This window comes from Streptomyces sp. NPDC030838, from assembly GCF_055572035.1.
On record NZ_JBVIED010000007.1, the window covers coordinates 101,582 to 118,574 of the forward strand.

Consider the following 16,993-nt stretch of genomic DNA (forward strand, 5'->3'; position numbering starts at 1 on the left):
CGGCGGACATTAGCAGGCGGTGCGGGGAGTCCACAGGGACAGGGATGTCCCCACCGGACACCGGTGTCTCTGGACGCGGGGACGCCGTCCGAACTTGAATCGGCAGGGGCGTCCGGAAGTCGCATCCGTTTCCCATGGGTTCGTCCGCCGTACAGGGGAGAATTTGGCATGCCGGAATTCCGGTCGGAAAGTTCCGCGCTCCCGCCCGTCGCGCCCGTGGTGGCGCGCCGGCTCGCACCGGTGCGGGCCTGGATATCGGCGATGGGGCTGCAGATGACCCTGGTGGTGCTGCTGCAGGTGGCGTTCGCGCTCGCCGTGGCCGGCCGGCTCGGCACGCTCTCGACGGGCCGGGCACTGCTGACGCTGGCGCTGTTCGTGCCGGAGTCCATCGCCCGGCGGCTGCTCAACGACTACGACGACTACAAACGCGGCGTGGACGTGCCGGAAACGGCCCGGCGGGGCGGCGCCCTGGCGCTGGGGCTGTCCATGGAGCGGGTGCGGGCGGTCGGTCTGGTGTGCTTCGCGACGGGGATCGTGGCGCTGGGCTGGCTGCTGTACACGACGAATCCGTGGTCGCTGCTGGTGCTTCCGCTGTCCTTCGGAATGCTGGTGTATTCCGGTGGTCCCGTTCCCCTGGGGCACCGCGGGCTCGGCGAGGTCATGGATTTCGTCATCAACGGTTTCTACGTGGTGGCGGTCGTGATCTGGGTGAATGTGCACGCCTTGCCCTTCGAGGCCGTGATGGCGGCCACGGCGGCGGGATTCCTGTTCACCGCGACGATGTTCCACAACGATCTGCGGGACAGCGTGGAGGATCTGCGGGCGGGAAAGCGGACCCTCGCGCACGCGCTGTCGCCGCGTGCGTCCAAGGTCTGGTACGCGGTGTTCGTGCTCGCGCCCTATCCGTGCGTCGCCCTCATCGCGTACGCGTTCGACTCGCTGCGTTTCGCGGCGCCTCTGCTCACCCTCCCCCACGCCGTCTGGCTGGTGGTCGGGGTGACGCGGTCCCGTCTGGAGCACACGATGCCGTCGTGGATGCACCTGCCACGACTCCTGGCGTCGTTCTTCGCCCTCCTCGCGCTGGCCGCATGGATCTGACATCTGTCGCATCGCTCTGACCGAGGTCGAGGTGGTTACCGCATGTCCGTCCTGTGCCGTCCCGCGGTGCAGTTCCCCGAGCACGAGGTCACTCTCAAGGACACCCTGGAGACGGCACGCCGGCTGCATCCGGAGCATCCACGACTGGACACGGCGCTGCGTCTCATCGAGAACACGGGGGTGCGCAGCCGGCGCGTCCTCCAGCCCCTGGAACTGACGCTCCGCCACCCGGGGGTGGCCGTGCGTACCGGTCTGTACTGGGAGGCGGTCCGCGGCCGGCTGCCGGGCCTGGTCACGGAGGCGCTGGAGCGGGCGGAGGTGTCCCGCGACCAGATCGACGCGGTCACCTTCGTGTCGTGCACGGCCTTCACCATGCCGTCACCGATCGTCTGGATGATCAACGAGCTGGGTTTCTCCACCCGCGTCGACCAGATCCCGCTGGCCCAGCTCGGCTGCGCGGCGGGCAGCGGCGCGATCAGCGCCTCCGCCCGGTACTGCCGGGCCCATCCGGACCGCAACGTCCTGATCGTCGCCTTCGAGCTCTGCTCGCTGTGCTACCAGCCCACCGACACCGACGTGGGCGCGCTGCTCTCGGCGGGCCTCTTCGGCGACGGCTTCGCCGCGGCGGTGATGCGCGGCACGGCCCGTTCGGGCCTCAGGATCGAGCGGTCGGCCTCCGAGACCATCTCGAACACGGCGGAGTGGATTTCGTACGACGTCCGGGAGACCGGCTTCCACTTCCGGCTGGACAGCCGGGTGCGGCACACGATGCGCGGGGTCACCCCGGCGATCACGAAGCTCGTGGAGGAGGCGGGCTGGAGCACCGGGGAGCTGGACTTCGTACTCGCCCACGCGGGCGGTCCGCGCATCCTCGACGACCTCACCCGGTTCCTGAACATCGATCCGGCGCTGCACCGCTTCAGCCGGGCGGCGCTCGCGGAGCACGGCAACACCGCGAGCGTCCTGATCTTCGATTCGCTGGCGCGGTTCTGGGACGACGGAGCGGCCGGGCCGGGTGCGCGCGGTCTCGTCGCCGGGTTCGGCCCCGGGGTCAGCGCCGACTTCTCCCTGGGGGTGTTCCTGTGAAGGACGCACGAGGTTCGTCGGGGTACACGCGCGCGTGGGGCGCGCCGCCGGTCGTGCTGATCACCGGCTGTTCCTCCGGCATCGGCCGGGCCGTCGCCCGGCGGGCGGTGAGCGCGGGCTTCACCACTGTGGCGACGGCTCGCGATCCCGAGACGCTGCGGGAGCTGGAGGCCGCGGGCTGCGTGGTGCGCGCGCTGGACGTGACGGACGACGCGGCGCGCCGCCGGGTCGTGGCGGAGCTGGAAGAGACGTACGGCGCGGTCGACGCGCTCGTCAACAACGCCGGTTACGGCGAGCTGGGTCCCTTCGAGGAGGTCCCGCTGGACCGCTGGGAGCGGCAGTTCCGGACCAACGTCTTCGGTCCGGTGGCGCTCGCCCAGCTCGTCCTGCCCGGGATGCGGGCCCGTGGGCACGGCCGGATCGTGAACGTCAGCTCCATGGCGGGCGAGCTGGTGCTGCCGGTGGGCGCCGCGTACCACGGGAGCAAGTTCGCCCTGGAGGCCGCGATGGAGGCGCTCTGGCTGGAGGTGCGCCGGTTCGGCGTCGAGGTGAGCCTGGTGCAGCCGGGCGCGGTGAACTCGCGCTGGGGCGACAACGTCCCCGCGCTGAAGGAGTACGCCTCCGGTGTCTACGGCGAGCTGGTGACCGAGATGGCGGAGCAGATGGCCAAGCGGCTGCCGCGCGGCGCCTCGGTGGAGTACGCGGCCTCGGTGGTGCTGCGCGCGCTCACCGACCGTCGTCCGCGCCTGCGGTACCGCGTGGGCGTCGACGCGCACGTCCTGCTGCCGCTGAGCCGGGTGCTGCCCGCCCCCGTGTGGACGGCGTGGGTGCGCAAGCAGTTCCCGTCGATGCGGCGCCCCGCGCCCCGGCACGCCCCGACGCTCGACGGGACCCGCCCGTGACGGCGGCGCCGGGCACGGGGCGCGGAAGCCGAGCGGGACGAGCCGGGGTCGCACGGCTCGCCTCCCTCGCCTCCCTTGTACGGCAGGGGGATACGGGCTCCCGGGTGGCGGTGGCCGGGGTGCCGCTGTGCGCGGCGGGACTGGCCGTGGCGTTCCGGGGTCCCGGGCGGGCGCACTGGCGCACGCTCGCGCTGACGCACGGCGCGCTGGGGCTGGCCGCGTCCGTGGTGGAACCGTCCGCCCGGCACCGGCCGGCGAGCCGGGACGACGTCGTGGCGGCCTTCCGCGTGGGCGCGGGGATGTTCGTGGCGGGCACGCTCGTCGACGCGGTGGCGCGGCGCGCCGTGCCCCGGCTCGCGGCCGACGCGACGGCCCTGCGCGCGCTGGCCGCCACCGCGGGCCCGGTGCGGATGTGCGCCCATCTGCTGCTGGTGGTCGCCCCCGGCGAGGAACTCTTCTGGCGGGGCCTGGTGCAGGGCCGCCTCACCCGGCGGCTCGGCGCCGGGCGGGCCGCCGCCGTGACCACCGTGCTGTACGGGCTGGCCCACGTGCCGGCGGGCAACGCGGCGGTGACGGGGGCCGCCACGGGCCTGGGCGGTGGCCTGTCGCTGCTGCGGGCCCGGGGCGCGGGCCTCGAACGCCTCGCCCTCGTCCACGCGTTCTGGGTCGTGCCGACGCTGCTGGCGGAGCGTGTACGGCGCGCCGACGGCACGCCACCGGGCCGGGGCGACGGCACACCCCACGGCAGTACGGCACCACGGAGCCCGTACGACCGGCAGACCGCCGCCGACCAGGAGGACCCGAGCATGACGACGACGCCGCGCGAGGTCCGGACCGGACGGACCGTGACCCGGTGGAGCCGGTTGGTTCAGCGCGCGAACAACGCCGTGCACATCGCCCTGTACGAGCGGACCGGGGGCCGGCTCGGCACGCGCATGCTGGGCAACCAGGTGGGCATCCTGACCACCCGGCGGCCCCGTGACGGACAGCCTTACTCCGTGCCCCTGTTCACCTTTCCCGACGGGCCCGACGTCATCGTCGTCGCGTCGTACCGGGGGTCGGCCGGCCACCCGAGGTGGTACCGCAATCTGCTGGCCGACCCGGACGCGGTCCTGCGCGTCGGCGACCGGGTGCGGGCGGTGCGGGCGCACGTACTGGACGCGGACGAGCGTGCCGCGGTGTGGCGGCACGTGGTGCGCCGCTTCAAGGGCTACGCGGAGTACCAGCGCCGCACCACGCGGGAGATCCCCCTGGTGCGGCTGTCCCCGCGACCGGAGCACGACTGAGGTGCCGGTCCCGGTGGAACCCCCCGCCCCGTCCGTCCACGCGGGCCAGGCGCTGTACACGCGCTCGTTCCTGCGCGCCTACGACACCCTCGTGTACCGCGTCAACTCCCCGCTCACCTGGCGCTGTCCGAAGGACCGGCTCGTCGCGCTGTACGACCGGCACGTCTCGGGGCGGCACCTCGACATCGGTGTCGCCACCGGGGTGCTGCTCGACGAGTGCCGCTTCCCCGTGCCGGTGCCGGACCTCACGCTGATGGACCTGAACCCCCACGCGCTCGCCGCCGCGTCGCACCGCCTGCGCCGCTACGCCCCCAGGGTCCATCAGGCCGACGTGCTGCGGCCATGGGGCCTGCCGGGCGGGCTCGTGGACTCCATCGGCATGGTTCACCTGCTGCACTGCCTGCCGGGAACGCTCCCGGACAAGGCCGTGGTCTTCGAGCACGCCCGGCAGGTGCTGCGCCCGGGCGGCACGCTGTTCGGGGCGACGATCCCCGGGGCGGGCGTCCGGCACAACCGGTCGGCGCGGTGGCAGCTGGCCCTGGCCAACCGGCGCGGGATCATGTGCAACCGGCGGGACCGGATCGAGGACCTCGACGCGGCCCTGGCGAAGGTCTTCACGGACCACGAGGTGACGGTCGTGGGCTCGGTCGCCCTGTTCCGGGCACGTTGAAGGGAAAAGCACCCGCGGTCCGGAATCCCGGAATGGCCGAGGGGTACCGTTCCGCACATCCACCGGTTGAATCCGGTCGAACCCGGCCGACGTACTGGACCGTTAAACCGTCGTTGTCTACCGTGATCGGAACGACAGCCCCAATTCTCCATCCGACACGGCAATTCCAGATCTCAGGGCGGCCCGAACAGGACGACCGCAAGGGGGGAACTCTGTGTCTCGAGCGGACCGGATCCGCGTGTCCGAATTACCGAATCCCGGGAGGGCGTCGGATTCCAGAGGCACCGCGCATTCTCCGGAATTCCCCGCACAGCCCGAGACACAGGGGCACTTCCAGGACGCCTACGAGGCCGCGCGCATCCTGTCCGGCAAGTGGGTTTTCGCCGTCCTGGTCCAGCTCGCCGAGGGCCCGCGTTACCACAACGACCTGGCCCGCTCGGCGGGCATGGCGGAGAACAAGCCCCTGGACCGGGCCCTGCACCGCCTGCTCCACATGCGCATGGTCGACCGCACGGTCCACAACGTCGGCGGTTCCGCGCCCCGGGTGCGCTACCGGCTGACGCCGCGCGGCTACTCCGTACTACCTATCATCGACGAACTGGCGGGGTGGTGGCGGGCGACCGAGGTGCCCCAGCACTGAACGACTCCGCCGGAGAGTCGCGGCATGCAAGCGTCCTCCCTCCTGGAGCCGACATGTTGAGACGCCACGCGACCGGTCCCCTGCTGGTCGTCCTCCTGTTCCTGCTGACCGCACTCGCCCCGCTGCCGGCCGCCGCACGGCCCTCGGCGGCGCCTTCCGCCCCCACCGCGGCACAGAGCACCGTGCCCCTGCCGTCGCTGCACGCGACCACCACCCAGGTCGCCAACGGGCTGCGGCGCCCCACCGCACTCGCCGCCCCCGACGACGGCACCGGCCGCCTGTTCGTCACGGAGAAGCCCGGCACCGTCCGCGTCTACCATCCGGACACCGGCCTCGCCCGGACCCCGCTGATCGACATCACCTCGGCCATCGACGAATCGGGCAACGAGCGCGGCCTGCTCGGCATCGCCCTTCCGCCCGACTTCGCCGACAGCCAGGACGTCTACCTGGCGTACACCGCACTGCCCGACGGCGCCGTCACCCTCGCCCGCTACCGGCTCGACGAGTCCCGGCTGGAGGTCCTGCTCTCGCAGGAGCACGCCGAGTACAGCAACCACAACGGCGGTCAGCTCGCCTTCGGTCCCGACGGCCACCTGTACTGGAGCATCGGCGACGGCGGCGGCTCCGCGGACCCGCTGCGCGCCGGGCAGCGACTGGACACCCTGCTGGGCAAGATCCTCCGCATCGACGTCGGCCGCACCTGCGGCACGCTCGCGTACTGCGTCCCCGAGGACAACCCCTTCGTCGACACCGCCGGCGCACGCCCGGAGATCTGGCTGTACGGGCTGCGCAACCCGTGGCGGTTCTCCTTCGACAGCGCCGACGGCTCGCTGTGGATCGGCGACGTCGGCCAGGGCCGCTGGGAGGAGGTCGACCATCTCGCCCCCGGACGGGGCGGCGCCAACCTCGGCTGGTCCTGCTACGAGGGCCTGGAGAGGTTCGAGGGCGGCCACTGCCCGCCCGGCGAGGAGTACACGAAGCCGGTCTTCACGTACTCGCCCTACACCGGCGGCTGTTCGGTCATCGGCGGCCACGTCTACCGGGGTCGCGCGTACGCCGACCTGGTGGGCGGCACGTACATCGCCACCGACTACTGCTCGTCCACGGTCTGGGCGCTCCGCCCCGACGGCCGGGGTGGCTACGAGCAGGCCGAGATCGGGGAGATGCCCACGCAGGTGACGTCGATCGGCACCACGGCCGAAGGCGAGTTCTACGTCGTCAACGACCTGCCCGGCGGGCTGCACCGGGTGTCGTTCGAGCGGTCGGAACCCACCTGCCGCGTCGACCGCACCGTGACGTCCTGGGGCACCGGCACGACGGTCGACCTCACGGTCACCAACACCGGCGGCACCGCCGTGAACGGCTGGACGCTGGAGTTCCCGCTGGCCCTCGGGCAGACCGTCGTCTCCGACTGGAACACGAACCTGACCCAGGGAAGCAACACGATCACGGCGACGAACGCCTCGTACAACGCCACCATCGCGCCCGGCGCGAGCGTGACCCTCGGATACCTCGCCGACCACACCGGTGACGCCTCGCCGCCGCCGCGCTTCACGCTGAACGGCGACGCCTGCGCCATCGGCCGCTGAGCCGCCGTTCCGTCGGGAGGGCGGCCTGCCGCGCGACGGTGCTCGACGCGGTCGTCGTCGAGAGCGTCGGCACCGCCCTGCTAGTCACCGCCGCCACCGCCCCCGCCGTCACCGCCTCCGCCGCCGTCACCGCCGCCGCCGTCTCCCCCGCCGGAGTCCCCGCCTTCGCCGCCGTCCGCGCCCCAGCCGTCGGCGCCGCCGGGTTCGTTGTCGTCCCGCCCTCTCCCGAGGTTGCTGAACCAGGGGCGGTCCCACCAGTCGTCGGCGGCGATCGGTTCGCCGCCGTTCGGCCGGCGCCGCTCGGTCCGGAACCGCGCTGCCCCTGTCGTGTCCCCGATCCCGAAGGCGACGGCGAAGGCCTGCGCCATGACGGCGTCCAGCGGGTCGGAGCTCATGTACCGCACAGGCGTCAGCGGCAGCAGGACACTGCCGGGCTCGGGCTCCGGTCGTCCCCGGGGCCGCATCAGGAAGGCGACCCGCCGTTCGTCGCGCAGCAGCCACGAACTCCTCGCGGTCTCCCGCCGCAACTCCCAGTGCTGCCCCGGCAGTCGTACCTCCACACGCCTCTTGGCCTTGCGCTTCTTCTTCAGGAGGACGAGTTCCGCCGGGACGTCGCCGACGGTCAGACGCAGCCCCTGGGACGGATCGTGACCCTGGCGGTGGAAGCCGTACGGCGCCCGGATCCTTACGACGGGAGCACCCGGGCCCCACACGTCCACCCGCACCAGGTTCCGGTCCACGGCGACGGCGACCGGCCCGGCGGGCCCCGGCGCGAACCGGCGCGCGATCCACAGCGGTACGCCCTCGGCCCGGGCCCGGGCCGCCAGCGCGGCCACCTGCTCCGGCCCGCCGCAGTGCCGTACCGCCAAGTCCCCCAGCGCGCGGGCGAACTCCGCGGCCCGTCGCACCTTCAGCGGTCTGGTGGTGCCGGTGACGCGGGTCACCGGGACGATGCCGGGTCCGTCCGCCAGACGTGCCAACGGGCGTTCCGTCCCGCCGCCACCGAGCCAGTACCCGCGCTGGAACGCCTCGGCCATGGCGGCGAGGTTCAGCTCGTTCAGCGGCGTGTCCCGGCCGCCCCTGCGCAGCCCGTCCTCGGTCAGCTCGACGGTTCGCGCCAACGGGTTCCACGACCGCTCGTCATAGAGCACACGGCTCACAACAACCCCCCACACATGCGCGATACGACAGGACCGACCCTCACCCCCAGAGAGTGGGGCGGATGCCGTGGCGGTTCCCGGCGCCGGTCCGCGGCCTTGCCGAGACGCGAGGCGTCGGCGGCTCGGACGTGCAGGATCCTGCAGCGGAGTCTGCAGCTTCACCGCCTTGTGTGCGGCAGGACCCGCCCGTGACGCTGGTGATCACGACGGTCGGTACGCCCTGGTCCGGGCGGCCACTTCTGCGTCGGAATCACGAGAAGAGGAACATGTCCGAGAAGGCTGCGCACACTCCTTTGCCGACCCTTCCGCTCGGCGGCACCGGGATGGAGATCACCCGGGTCGGTTTCGGCTCCTGGGCCGTCTCCGGTTCGGGCTGGCATTTCGGCTGGGGCGCCACCGACGACGCCGAGTCGGTGGCGGCGATCCGGCACGCCCTCGCGTGCGGCGTCAACTGGATCGACACCGCCGCCGTCTACGGCCTGGGGCATTCGGAGGAGCTGGTCGGCCGGGCGATCGCCGATCTCCCGGACGGTGACCGGCCGTTCGTCTTCACCAAGGCCGGGCTGGTCTGGGACCCCGACCATCCCACGGCGGCACCTCACCGGATCATGCGCCCCGACAGCGTGCGCCGCGAGGTCGAGGACTCGCTGCGCCGCCTCGGTGTCGAGCGGATCGACCTCTACCAGGTGCACTGGCCGGACACCGGCGAGTCCCTGGAGTACGCCGGCGACGGCAATGGCGCGGTCTCCCCCAACGCGACGCCGCTGGAGGAGTACTGGCAGACCATGGCCGACCTCAAGGCCGAGGGGAAGGTCCGCGCGATCGGCCTGTCGAACCACACGCCGGACCTGCTGGACCGTGCCGAGAAGGTCGCCCATGTCGACGCGATCCAGCCGCCGTTCTCCGCGATCAACCGCTCCGCGGCCGCCGAGATCGCCTGGGCCGCGGAGCACGGCACCGGCGTGATCGTCTACTCGCCGCTGCAGTCCGGGCTGCTCACCGGCGCCTTCACCGCCGAACGCGCCGCCGCCCTGCCCGCCGACGACTGGCGCTCCGCCCACGCCGACTTCACCACCGGCCTGGCCGCCAACCTCGCTCTCGCCGACGCGCTGGGACCCGTCGCCGAGCGGCACGGGGTGGCCGTCGCGGAGGTCGCCATCGCCTGGGCGCTGGCCTGGCCGGGCGTGACCGGCGCGATCGTCGGCGCCCGCCGACCCGAGCAGGTCGACGGCTGGCGGGGCGCGGCAGCGGTCGCGCTGACCCGCGACGACCTGGACGAGATCGCCGCCGCCATCGCCCGGACCGGCGCGGGCAGCGGTCCCGTACGTCCCTGATCCGCACCCACGCCGACACACAAGGACGAGGACACCGAGGACATCGCAGTGAGCAGGCGCATTCTCATGGTGCTGACCAGCATGGCCACCCTAGGCGACAGCGGACGGCCGGGCGGATTCAACGCCGCCGAGGCCTCCCACCCGTGGGCGGTCTTCCGCGCGGCCGGCTTCCAGGTCGACCTGGTCAGCACGGCGGGCGGTGAGCCGCCGCGCGACGAGGTCGATCCGGCCGACCCCGACCAGACCGCCTTCTTCGCCCAGGCCGCCGGGCAACTGGCCGACACCCCACGCCCCCGGGACGTCGACCCGGACCGCTACGACGCCGTCTTCTTCGTCGGCGGCCACAGCACCATGTGGGACTTCCCCGACAACCCCGAACTGGCCCGTCTGGCCCGCGCCGTCTACGAGGGCGGCGGCGTGGTCGCGGCCGTGTGCCACGGCCCGGCCGCCCTGGTCGGCCTCACCCTGTCCGACGGGTCCTACCTCGTCGACGGGAAGCGGATCGCCGCCTTCACCAAGTCGGAGGAGATCGCCGGGGGCATGATCGACATCATCCCGTTCGTGCTCTCCGACCGGCTGGTCGCCCAGGGCGCACGGCACGCGGCCGCCGACGACTGGGCGGAGAACGTCGTCCGGGACGGCCGTCTCGTCACCGGCCAGAACCCCGCCTCCGCCCGGCGCACCGCCCGTGAGGTCGTCGACGCGCTCATGGCGTAGGCGCCGGTTCCCCGGTTCGCTGCCCGGACGCTCACAGCCAGCCGCGTTCCTTGGCGCGCAGGGCGGCCTGGAAGCGGCTGTTCGCTCCGAGCCGTCTCATCAGGTCGGCCACGTGGGCACGGAACTTGCGGACCGACACGTTGATGGAGCGGGCCGCGGCCTCGTCGGTGCCATGACGGGTCAGCGCGTGCAGCACGCGCTGCTCGTCGGCCGACAGCGGCAGGTCGTCCAGGTCCCGGGCGCGGTCCCACATGCCCTCGAACAGCTCCGCCAGCATGGCCACCACCCCGGGCTGGCGGATCTGGAGCGCTCCGGCCGCCGGGTCGGAGGGGTCGGCCTGGACGAACGCGACGGAGTCGTTGATCAACGCGAGGTGCCGGAACCTCTCGCTGGTGACCCGGTGCAGAACGCCCAGGGCGTGCCAGGACCGCGCGTGGGCCTCCTGTCCCGGTTCGTGCAGTACCTGCGCGGAGAACAGGGTCCGGCTGCGCAGTCGGCCGGCCGGCAGGCGGGTGAACGGGGCGCCGTCGTACGCGCTGCCGGGCTCACGGGCCCACTTCTTCAGGTGCGCGAACTCCCGTGGATCCTGCTCCAGCAGTGCTCGCATGCGCGCGGCGACGGACGCGCTGTCCGTCAGATGCTCCACCAGCTGCACCCGGCGTCCGCTGCGGTACTCCTCGGTCAGCTCGGCCAGCACGTCCCAGGCGACGCTCAGTCCGGCCAGCCGCCGTTGGGTCTCCTCCACGCGCCGCCGTACCAGCAGGTCGACAGCGGTCGCGGGAGTGACCGCCGTCGACTCCCCGTGCACCAGCCCCAGGTCCCGCAGTTCCGCGGCCACCCGGGCCACGTCCGGTAAGCCGAGCTCGACCCGCGCCCGGTCGAGTCCGGCGTACGGGCTGCGCAACAGGAAGCGGTACAGCCGCTCCTGATCGGCGGTCATCCCCAGGTGCGCCAGACCCATGCTCGTCCCCTCGTGATCACATACCGGCGTGCCACCGGTCGCGCTGTTCCGACGGCCGGTGTCTTCGCGTCTTGAACTCTTCGCCTCTTCGACGAATCAGAACCGCTGCGATGTGACACGGGCTCGCGGCGCGCCCCGTGCACCTGTGCGCCCCCAGTGGGCTCCCCCGAGCACCCTGTATGCGCCGGACAGCGCGCCTACTCTGAGCGCAGTCGTGGCCGGAACTGGTCCGGCGGCGAGGCGCATGCGGCGGGGGCGGCATGGTGAGACGCCGAGATCGTGGTGTGGGTGGCGCACCCACGCCGGGCGAGACCTCCTCGATCGGCCGGATCCGGGCGACCGGCACCCGCTCGATCGGCGCCGGCAGCATCGGCACCGCCATCAGCGGCGACGTGGTCAACCTGCCCACGGACGCGCTGCACGCCCCGGACCGGATCGACACCCCCGCCGGCACCTCCAACCTGGATCCGGACGGGCGGTGCCTGGGGCGGGAGGACGAACTGGCCCGGCTGCGGCGCAGCCTGACCGCCCGCCGGGACAGCGCCATCACCCCGGTCAGCCTGGTGCACGGGCTGGGCGGAGTGGGCAAGACCACCCTGGCCCTGCGCTACGCCCACCGTCACCGTGCGGACCACTCCCTCGTCTGGTGGATCAAAGCGGATTCCCCGGATGCCATCGAGCGGTCCCTGGCGGAACTGACCCAGGAACTGGTCCCCGGCTGGGCGGCCACGGCCGCGCCCAAGGCCCAGGTGGCGTGGGCCAAGCAGTGGCTGCGCTGGCACCCGGGCTGGCTGCTGGTCTACGACAACGTCGAGGATCCCGCCCACCTGATCCCCTACCTGGGCTCGCTGAACGGCGGGCATCATCTGGCCACCAGCCGCCGCACGCGCGGCTGGCCCGAGAGCACACCCGCTCTCACTCTGGGCACCCTGGCGCCCGACGACGCGGTCGCCCTGCTGTGCGCCCTGGTCCTCGGGGACATCACGCCCAGCCCTCGCCAGGTGGCCCAAGCCCACGCGCTGGCCACCACCCTGGGACATCTGCCGCTGGCCCTGAAGCAGGCCGGCGCCTACCTGGCCCAGAACCCCGGCATCACGATCGACGCCTACCACCGCACCCTGGGCACCCATCTCGGCAAGGGCGCCGACGGCCTCGACGACCAGCACACCATCACCGGCATCTGGCAGGTGACCCTCCAGACCCTGGCGCAGCGCAATCCCCTGGCGGTGGACGTCCTGTACACGGCGGCGTGGCTCGCGCCCGACGACATCCCCCACGCCCTGCTCCTCCCGCCCTCCACCACCCCCGAGGCCCTCGCCCGGGCACTCGGCACCGTGGCCGCCTACAGCATGGCCGCCGTCGGCGACACCACCATCAGCGTCCACCGCCTCGTCCAGACCGTCCTGCGCACCCCCACCCGCGCGCGCCTGTCGCTCCGCGCGGACCGCCGCCCCCGAGCAGGACGCAAACGAGCCGAACAAGCCGTCCTGCGCGCCCTCACCCCGCTCCCCGGCCAGGACGCCGCCTCAGCAGCACAGTGGGACGCTCTCATCCCCCACCTGATCGCCCTCGCCGCCACCACCCCGCCCGGACACCGCGACGACCCACTCGGCGACCGGTACGACGCCGCCGCTCAGCGCATGCACGAACAGGGGCACTCGGCCCGCACCATTCCCCTGTACGAGGCCATGCTCCAGCACCGCAGGCGCGTACTCGGCAAGACTCACCCCGACACCCTGCTCAGCCAGAGCGACCTCGCCGCAGCCTACGAGCAGGCAGGGGATCTACGACGGGCCATCCCGCTGCACGAGATCACACTCGCCCAACATGAACGGACCCTCGGCGACACCCACGCCGACACCCTGATCAGCCGAAGCAGCCTCGCCCTCGCCTACCAGGCGGCGGGGAATCTGGGGCAGGCCATCCTCCTGCACGAGACGACTCTCGCCCAGTGCGAACGGTTCCTCGGCGATACCGATCCCGCCACCCTCACCTGCCGGAGCAACCTCGCCACCGCCTACCTGGAGGCAGGGGATCTACAACGCGCCATCCTCCTGCAGGAGACAGTCCTCGACCAGTGCGAAGAAGTCCTCGGCGACATGGATTTCCGTACGCTGGCCAGCCGGAGCGACCTCGCTGCCGCCTACCTGGTGGCAGGAGATCTGGGACGCGCCATCCCCCTGCACGAGACTGTCCTCGCCCAGTGCGAAGAAAGCCTCAGCGACAACCACCCCAACACCCTGGTCAGCCGGAGCAACCTCGCCACCGCCTACCTGGAGGCGGGGGATCTACAACGCGCCATCCCCCTGCACAAGACCACACTCGCCCAACGCGAACGGATCCTCGGCGACACCCACCCCGACACCCTGCACAGCCGCAGCAACCTCGCCTGGGCCCACCATGCGGCGGGAGACCTGAGGTTGGCCATCTCCCTGCACGAGACCACACTCGCCCAACGCGAACGGATCCTCGGCGACACCCACCCCCACACCCTGGCCAGCCGGAGTGACCTCGCCACCGCCTACCTGGAGGCGGGGGATCTGCGACGCGCCATCCCTCTGCACGAGACCACACTCGCCCAACGCGAACAGATCCTCGGCGACACCCACCCCGAGACGCTGCGAAGCCGGAGCAACCTCGCCGCCGCCTACCTGGAGGCGGGGGATCTGCTGCGGGCCGTCCCGCTGGGCGAGGCGGTGCACGCCCTGCGCGAACGGATTCTCGGCGACACCCACCCCGACACGCTGGTCAGTCTGGGCAACCTCGCCGGGATCTACCTCACGGCGGGAGATCCGGGGCGGGCTATCCCCCTGTATGAGACGGCTCTCGCCCGACGCGAACGGACCCACGGCCACACGCACCCCTCTACGCTGGACGGCCACAACTCCCTCGCCTGGGCCTATGTAACGTCAGGAAACCTCGAACGGGGCCTCCCGCTGGCCGAGGCCACCCTCGCCCAGTTCGAACGCGTCCTCGGTGAGACTCATCCCGACACCCTGAGGAGCCGCGACACCCTCGCCTGGGCTTACGTCACGGCAGGAAACCGCGAACGGGGCATCCCGCTGGCCGTGGCGTGCCTCGCCCAACGCGAACAGATCCTCGGCGACACCCACCCCGAGACACTGCACAGCCGCACCACCCTCGCCTACGCCTACCGGGCGGCGGGCGACCTGGGCCGGGCGGTCCCGCTGTACGAGACGACCCTCGCCCAGCGCCAGCAGCTCCTCGGCGACACCCACCCCGACACCCTGCACAGCCGCGACCAACTGGCCCTGGCCTACATGACCGCGGGGACTCCGGAACGGGCCGTCCCGCTGTACGAGACGACCGTCGCCCAGCGCGAGCGGATCCTCGGCGACACCCACCCCGACACCCTGAACAGCCGCGTCAGCCTGGCACACGCCAGGCGAGCCGTGGCGCGGCGAGCAGCCGGGAAGCCTCCGGCCAAACCGGACCTCCGGCACCCCAAGGGCACCGACTGACCAGCACCTCGGCGGCGGCCCACCGGACGAGCTGCCCCATGGCCGACGAACACCGATAAGCTGATCTTCATGGCGGCAGAAGCGATCGGATACCCGGCCGGCGTGGCATGCCCGGCCTGCGGCGGCACCGAGGTGCGCCCGGTGGAACAGGCGCGCACCGGCAAGGGCGCGACACGGCACGACCTGTACGGTCGGCTGGCCCCGGGCCCCGACAAGGGCGGCGACGCGTGGGTGCACTTCGCCGAGGGCATGGTGCTGACCGGCATCGGCGTCGCGCTCGCGGCCACGGGAGTCGGCCAGGACAAGCCGCTCTACACGGTCGGCGGCGCCGTGCTGGCCCTGGTCTGTCTGGTCGGCACGTTCTTCGTGGTGCGCGACGACCGGCGGGACAAGGCCGCCGCCGAGGCCGGGGCGGGACGCGCCGACCGGGTGTGGCGGCCCGCGCACTACTGCCACCGCTGCACCGCGGTGTTCTGCCCGGGCGGCAGCCCCTGGCCGGGGGTGCTGAGCCCGGAGCAGTTCAAGAAACTGGTGTGGACGGAGGCGGGTTACGCCGACCGGCTCCAGCCCGGCGACAAGGCGAAGGACGCCCAGCTGCCGCCCGGCCTGGTGCCGTGGCGCCCGTAGCCGACGGTCCGTCAGGCAGTCGGTCAGACCGCCAGGACGTCCCTGGCCCGCACCGCCTCCCCCGAGGCCAGCGACCGGTTCGCCGCCAGCCCCGTCACCAGTGAGCGGGCACCCGCGGTGGCGTCGGCGGCGCGGCCGAGGGGGTCCGCCGTCGGCGAGGGCGGTCCGAAGAGGTCGTCCAGCATGCGTACGTCGCCGCCCCCGTGGCCGCCCTCGCCCGTCGGCACCTTGAGCTCGCGGGGGCGTTCCCAGTGGCGGCGCAGCAGGAGTTCGGTGCGGCCGGCGTCCTGGTCGGTCTCGGCGCCGTGCAGGGCGCTCTGGGTGCCGGGGCGGGACCAGGTGGTCTCCTCGACGAGGAGTTCGAGGCGGCCCTCGCTGCCGTTGAAGGCGATCCGGTAGCCCTCCCAGGGCGCGTACGCCGTGAGGTGGTACGTCAGGGTGGCGCCGGAGTCGTAGCGCACCAGGACCGCCATGTCGTCCTCGATGGTGACGCCCGGTGCGAAGACGTTGCGGTCGCGGTGGTAGCCGTCCTCGGACTCGGCGTCCAGGTAGAGGGACCTGAGCAGCGGCTCGTCGGCGAGGTGCAGGGCGAAGGGGTCGCCCTGGGCGGCCGGGGAGCCGTGGGCGCGGTCGTAGGGGCGGGCAAGGCCCCGGCGGCGGCCGGCCTCGTCGCCGTAGAAGAACAGTCCGCCCTGGGCGTAGACGGTGTCGGGCGCAGCGTCCAGCCACCAGTTGACGAGGTCGAAGTGGTGGGTGGACTTGTGCACGAGCAGGCCGCCGGAGTTCGCCTTCTCGCGGTGCCAGCGGCGGAAGTAGTCGGCGCCGTGCCGCAGGTCCAGCAGCCACTCGAAGTGCACGGACCCGATCTCGCCGATCTCTCCGGCGGCGAGGAGTTCCCGTACGGCCGAATGGACCGGGTTGTAGCGGTAGTTGAACGCCACGCGCAACGAACGCCCGGTGCGGCGGCGGGCGTCGAGGATCCGCCGGGCGCGCTCCGCGTCGGTGGTCATCGGCTTCTCGGTGACGACGTCGCAGCCCGCTTCCAGGGCCCGCACGATGTAGTCGTCGTGGGTGCGGTCCACCGTGCAGACGACGACCAGGTCGACGCGCTCGCGGCGGAGCATCGCGTCGAAGTCCTCGGCCCCGTACACGAGGACCCGTCCGGCGGGTGCGATCCAGTCGTTGTGCACGGCCATGCGGTGCCGGTTGACGTCGCAGAAGCCCACGAGTTCGGCCCGGTCGGCGTGCGGTCCGGTGAGGGCCCGGGTGTACAGCCGGGCACGGGAGCCGAGGCCTACCACGGCGCAGCGGCGTCGGGGCGCGGTGTCCAAGGTCATGCGGAGCCTTTCGTTCCGATGATGTGCGCACAGGTCTTGTCGTGACATCCGGACGTCTCTAGGGTCCCAGAGGGGCACAAGCGCTTTCTAGAGGGCTTCCCAGA

Annotated in this window: 14 protein-coding genes; 11 read left to right on the forward strand and 3 right to left on the reverse strand. The window is 72.4% G+C overall.

Annotation, left to right across the window (positions count from 1 at the left end; genetic code table 11):
- Window positions 1-216: 216 nt before the first annotated feature.
- The 7 genes from ACZ42A_RS19955 (at window position 217) to ACZ42A_RS19985 (ending at window position 7,271) form a co-directional block, all read left to right on the forward strand.
- The gene (locus tag ACZ42A_RS19955) at window positions 217-1,098 is read left to right on the forward strand and encodes a UbiA family prenyltransferase (protein ID WP_468528553.1); all 882 of its coding nucleotides are present in this window, start codon (window positions 217-219) and stop codon (window positions 1,096-1,098) included.
- A 42-nt stretch (window positions 1,099-1,140) separates the two neighbouring features.
- Window positions 1,141-2,184, forward strand: a complete 1,044-nt coding sequence (locus ACZ42A_RS19960; protein ID WP_468528554.1) for a type III polyketide synthase — start codon at window positions 1,141-1,143, stop codon at window positions 2,182-2,184.
- Entirely contained in the window at window positions 2,181-3,086 is a 906-nt protein-coding gene (locus tag ACZ42A_RS19965) for an SDR family NAD(P)-dependent oxidoreductase (RefSeq protein ID WP_468528555.1), read from the forward strand. The genes ACZ42A_RS19960 and ACZ42A_RS19965 overlap by 4 nt, the downstream gene beginning before the upstream one ends.
- A gap of 104 nt (window positions 3,087-3,190) precedes the next feature.
- On the forward strand, window positions 3,191-4,372 hold the full coding sequence (locus ACZ42A_RS19970; protein WP_468528556.1) for a nitroreductase/quinone reductase family protein: 1,182 nt from the start codon (window positions 3,191-3,193) through the stop codon (window positions 4,370-4,372).
- Between the two features lie 13 nt (window positions 4,373-4,385).
- Window positions 4,386-5,042: a class I SAM-dependent methyltransferase gene (locus ACZ42A_RS19975; protein WP_468528557.1), complete on the forward strand. Its 657-nt coding sequence runs from the start codon at window positions 4,386-4,388 to the stop codon at window positions 5,040-5,042.
- A gap of 238 nt (window positions 5,043-5,280) precedes the next feature.
- Window positions 5,281-5,682: a winged helix-turn-helix transcriptional regulator gene (locus ACZ42A_RS19980; RefSeq protein WP_468528558.1), complete on the forward strand. Its 402-nt coding sequence runs from the start codon at window positions 5,281-5,283 to the stop codon at window positions 5,680-5,682.
- Window positions 5,683-5,735: 53 nt separating this feature from the next.
- Window positions 5,736-7,271, forward strand: a complete 1,536-nt coding sequence (locus ACZ42A_RS19985) for a PQQ-dependent sugar dehydrogenase (RefSeq protein ID WP_468528559.1) — start codon at window positions 5,736-5,738, stop codon at window positions 7,269-7,271.
- Window positions 7,272-7,351: 80 nt separating this feature from the next.
- Here ACZ42A_RS19985 and ACZ42A_RS19990 read toward each other — a convergent pair whose 3' ends face one another.
- On the reverse strand, window positions 7,352-8,431 hold the full coding sequence (locus tag ACZ42A_RS19990) for a hypothetical protein (protein ID WP_468528560.1): 1,080 nt from the start codon (window positions 8,429-8,431) through the stop codon (window positions 7,352-7,354).
- 266 nt (window positions 8,432-8,697) lie between these two features.
- Between ACZ42A_RS19990 and ACZ42A_RS19995 the strand changes: the two genes are divergently transcribed.
- Window positions 8,698-9,765 carry an aldo/keto reductase gene (locus tag ACZ42A_RS19995; protein WP_468528561.1) on the forward strand — a complete coding sequence of 356 codons (1,068 nt, stop codon included), beginning with the start codon at window positions 8,698-8,700 and terminating at the stop codon, window positions 9,763-9,765.
- Window positions 9,766-9,813: 48 nt separating this feature from the next.
- Window positions 9,814-10,482, forward strand: a complete 669-nt coding sequence (locus tag ACZ42A_RS20000) for a type 1 glutamine amidotransferase domain-containing protein (RefSeq protein WP_468528562.1) — start codon at window positions 9,814-9,816, stop codon at window positions 10,480-10,482.
- A 31-nt stretch (window positions 10,483-10,513) separates the two neighbouring features.
- On the opposite strand, the gene ACZ42A_RS20005 is transcribed toward ACZ42A_RS20000, so the two are convergent.
- Window positions 10,514-11,443: a hypothetical protein gene (locus ACZ42A_RS20005; RefSeq protein WP_468528563.1), complete on the reverse strand. Its 930-nt coding sequence runs from the start codon at window positions 11,441-11,443 to the stop codon at window positions 10,514-10,516.
- Window positions 11,444-11,727: 284 nt separating this feature from the next.
- On the opposite strand from ACZ42A_RS20005, the gene ACZ42A_RS20010 reads away from it, so the two are divergent.
- Window positions 11,728-14,925: a tetratricopeptide repeat protein gene (locus tag ACZ42A_RS20010; protein ID WP_468528564.1), complete on the forward strand. Its 3,198-nt coding sequence runs from the start codon at window positions 11,728-11,730 to the stop codon at window positions 14,923-14,925.
- A gap of 69 nt (window positions 14,926-14,994) precedes the next feature.
- The gene (locus ACZ42A_RS20015; protein WP_468528565.1) at window positions 14,995-15,552 is read left to right on the forward strand and encodes a hypothetical protein; all 558 of its coding nucleotides are present in this window, start codon (window positions 14,995-14,997) and stop codon (window positions 15,550-15,552) included.
- A 23-nt stretch (window positions 15,553-15,575) separates the two neighbouring features.
- Here ACZ42A_RS20015 and ACZ42A_RS20020 read toward each other — a convergent pair whose 3' ends face one another.
- Complete coding sequence (locus ACZ42A_RS20020) at window positions 15,576-16,889, reverse strand: Gfo/Idh/MocA family protein (RefSeq protein WP_468528566.1); 1,314 nt, start codon at window positions 16,887-16,889, stop codon at window positions 15,576-15,578.
- Window positions 16,890-16,993: the final 104 nt, after the last annotated feature.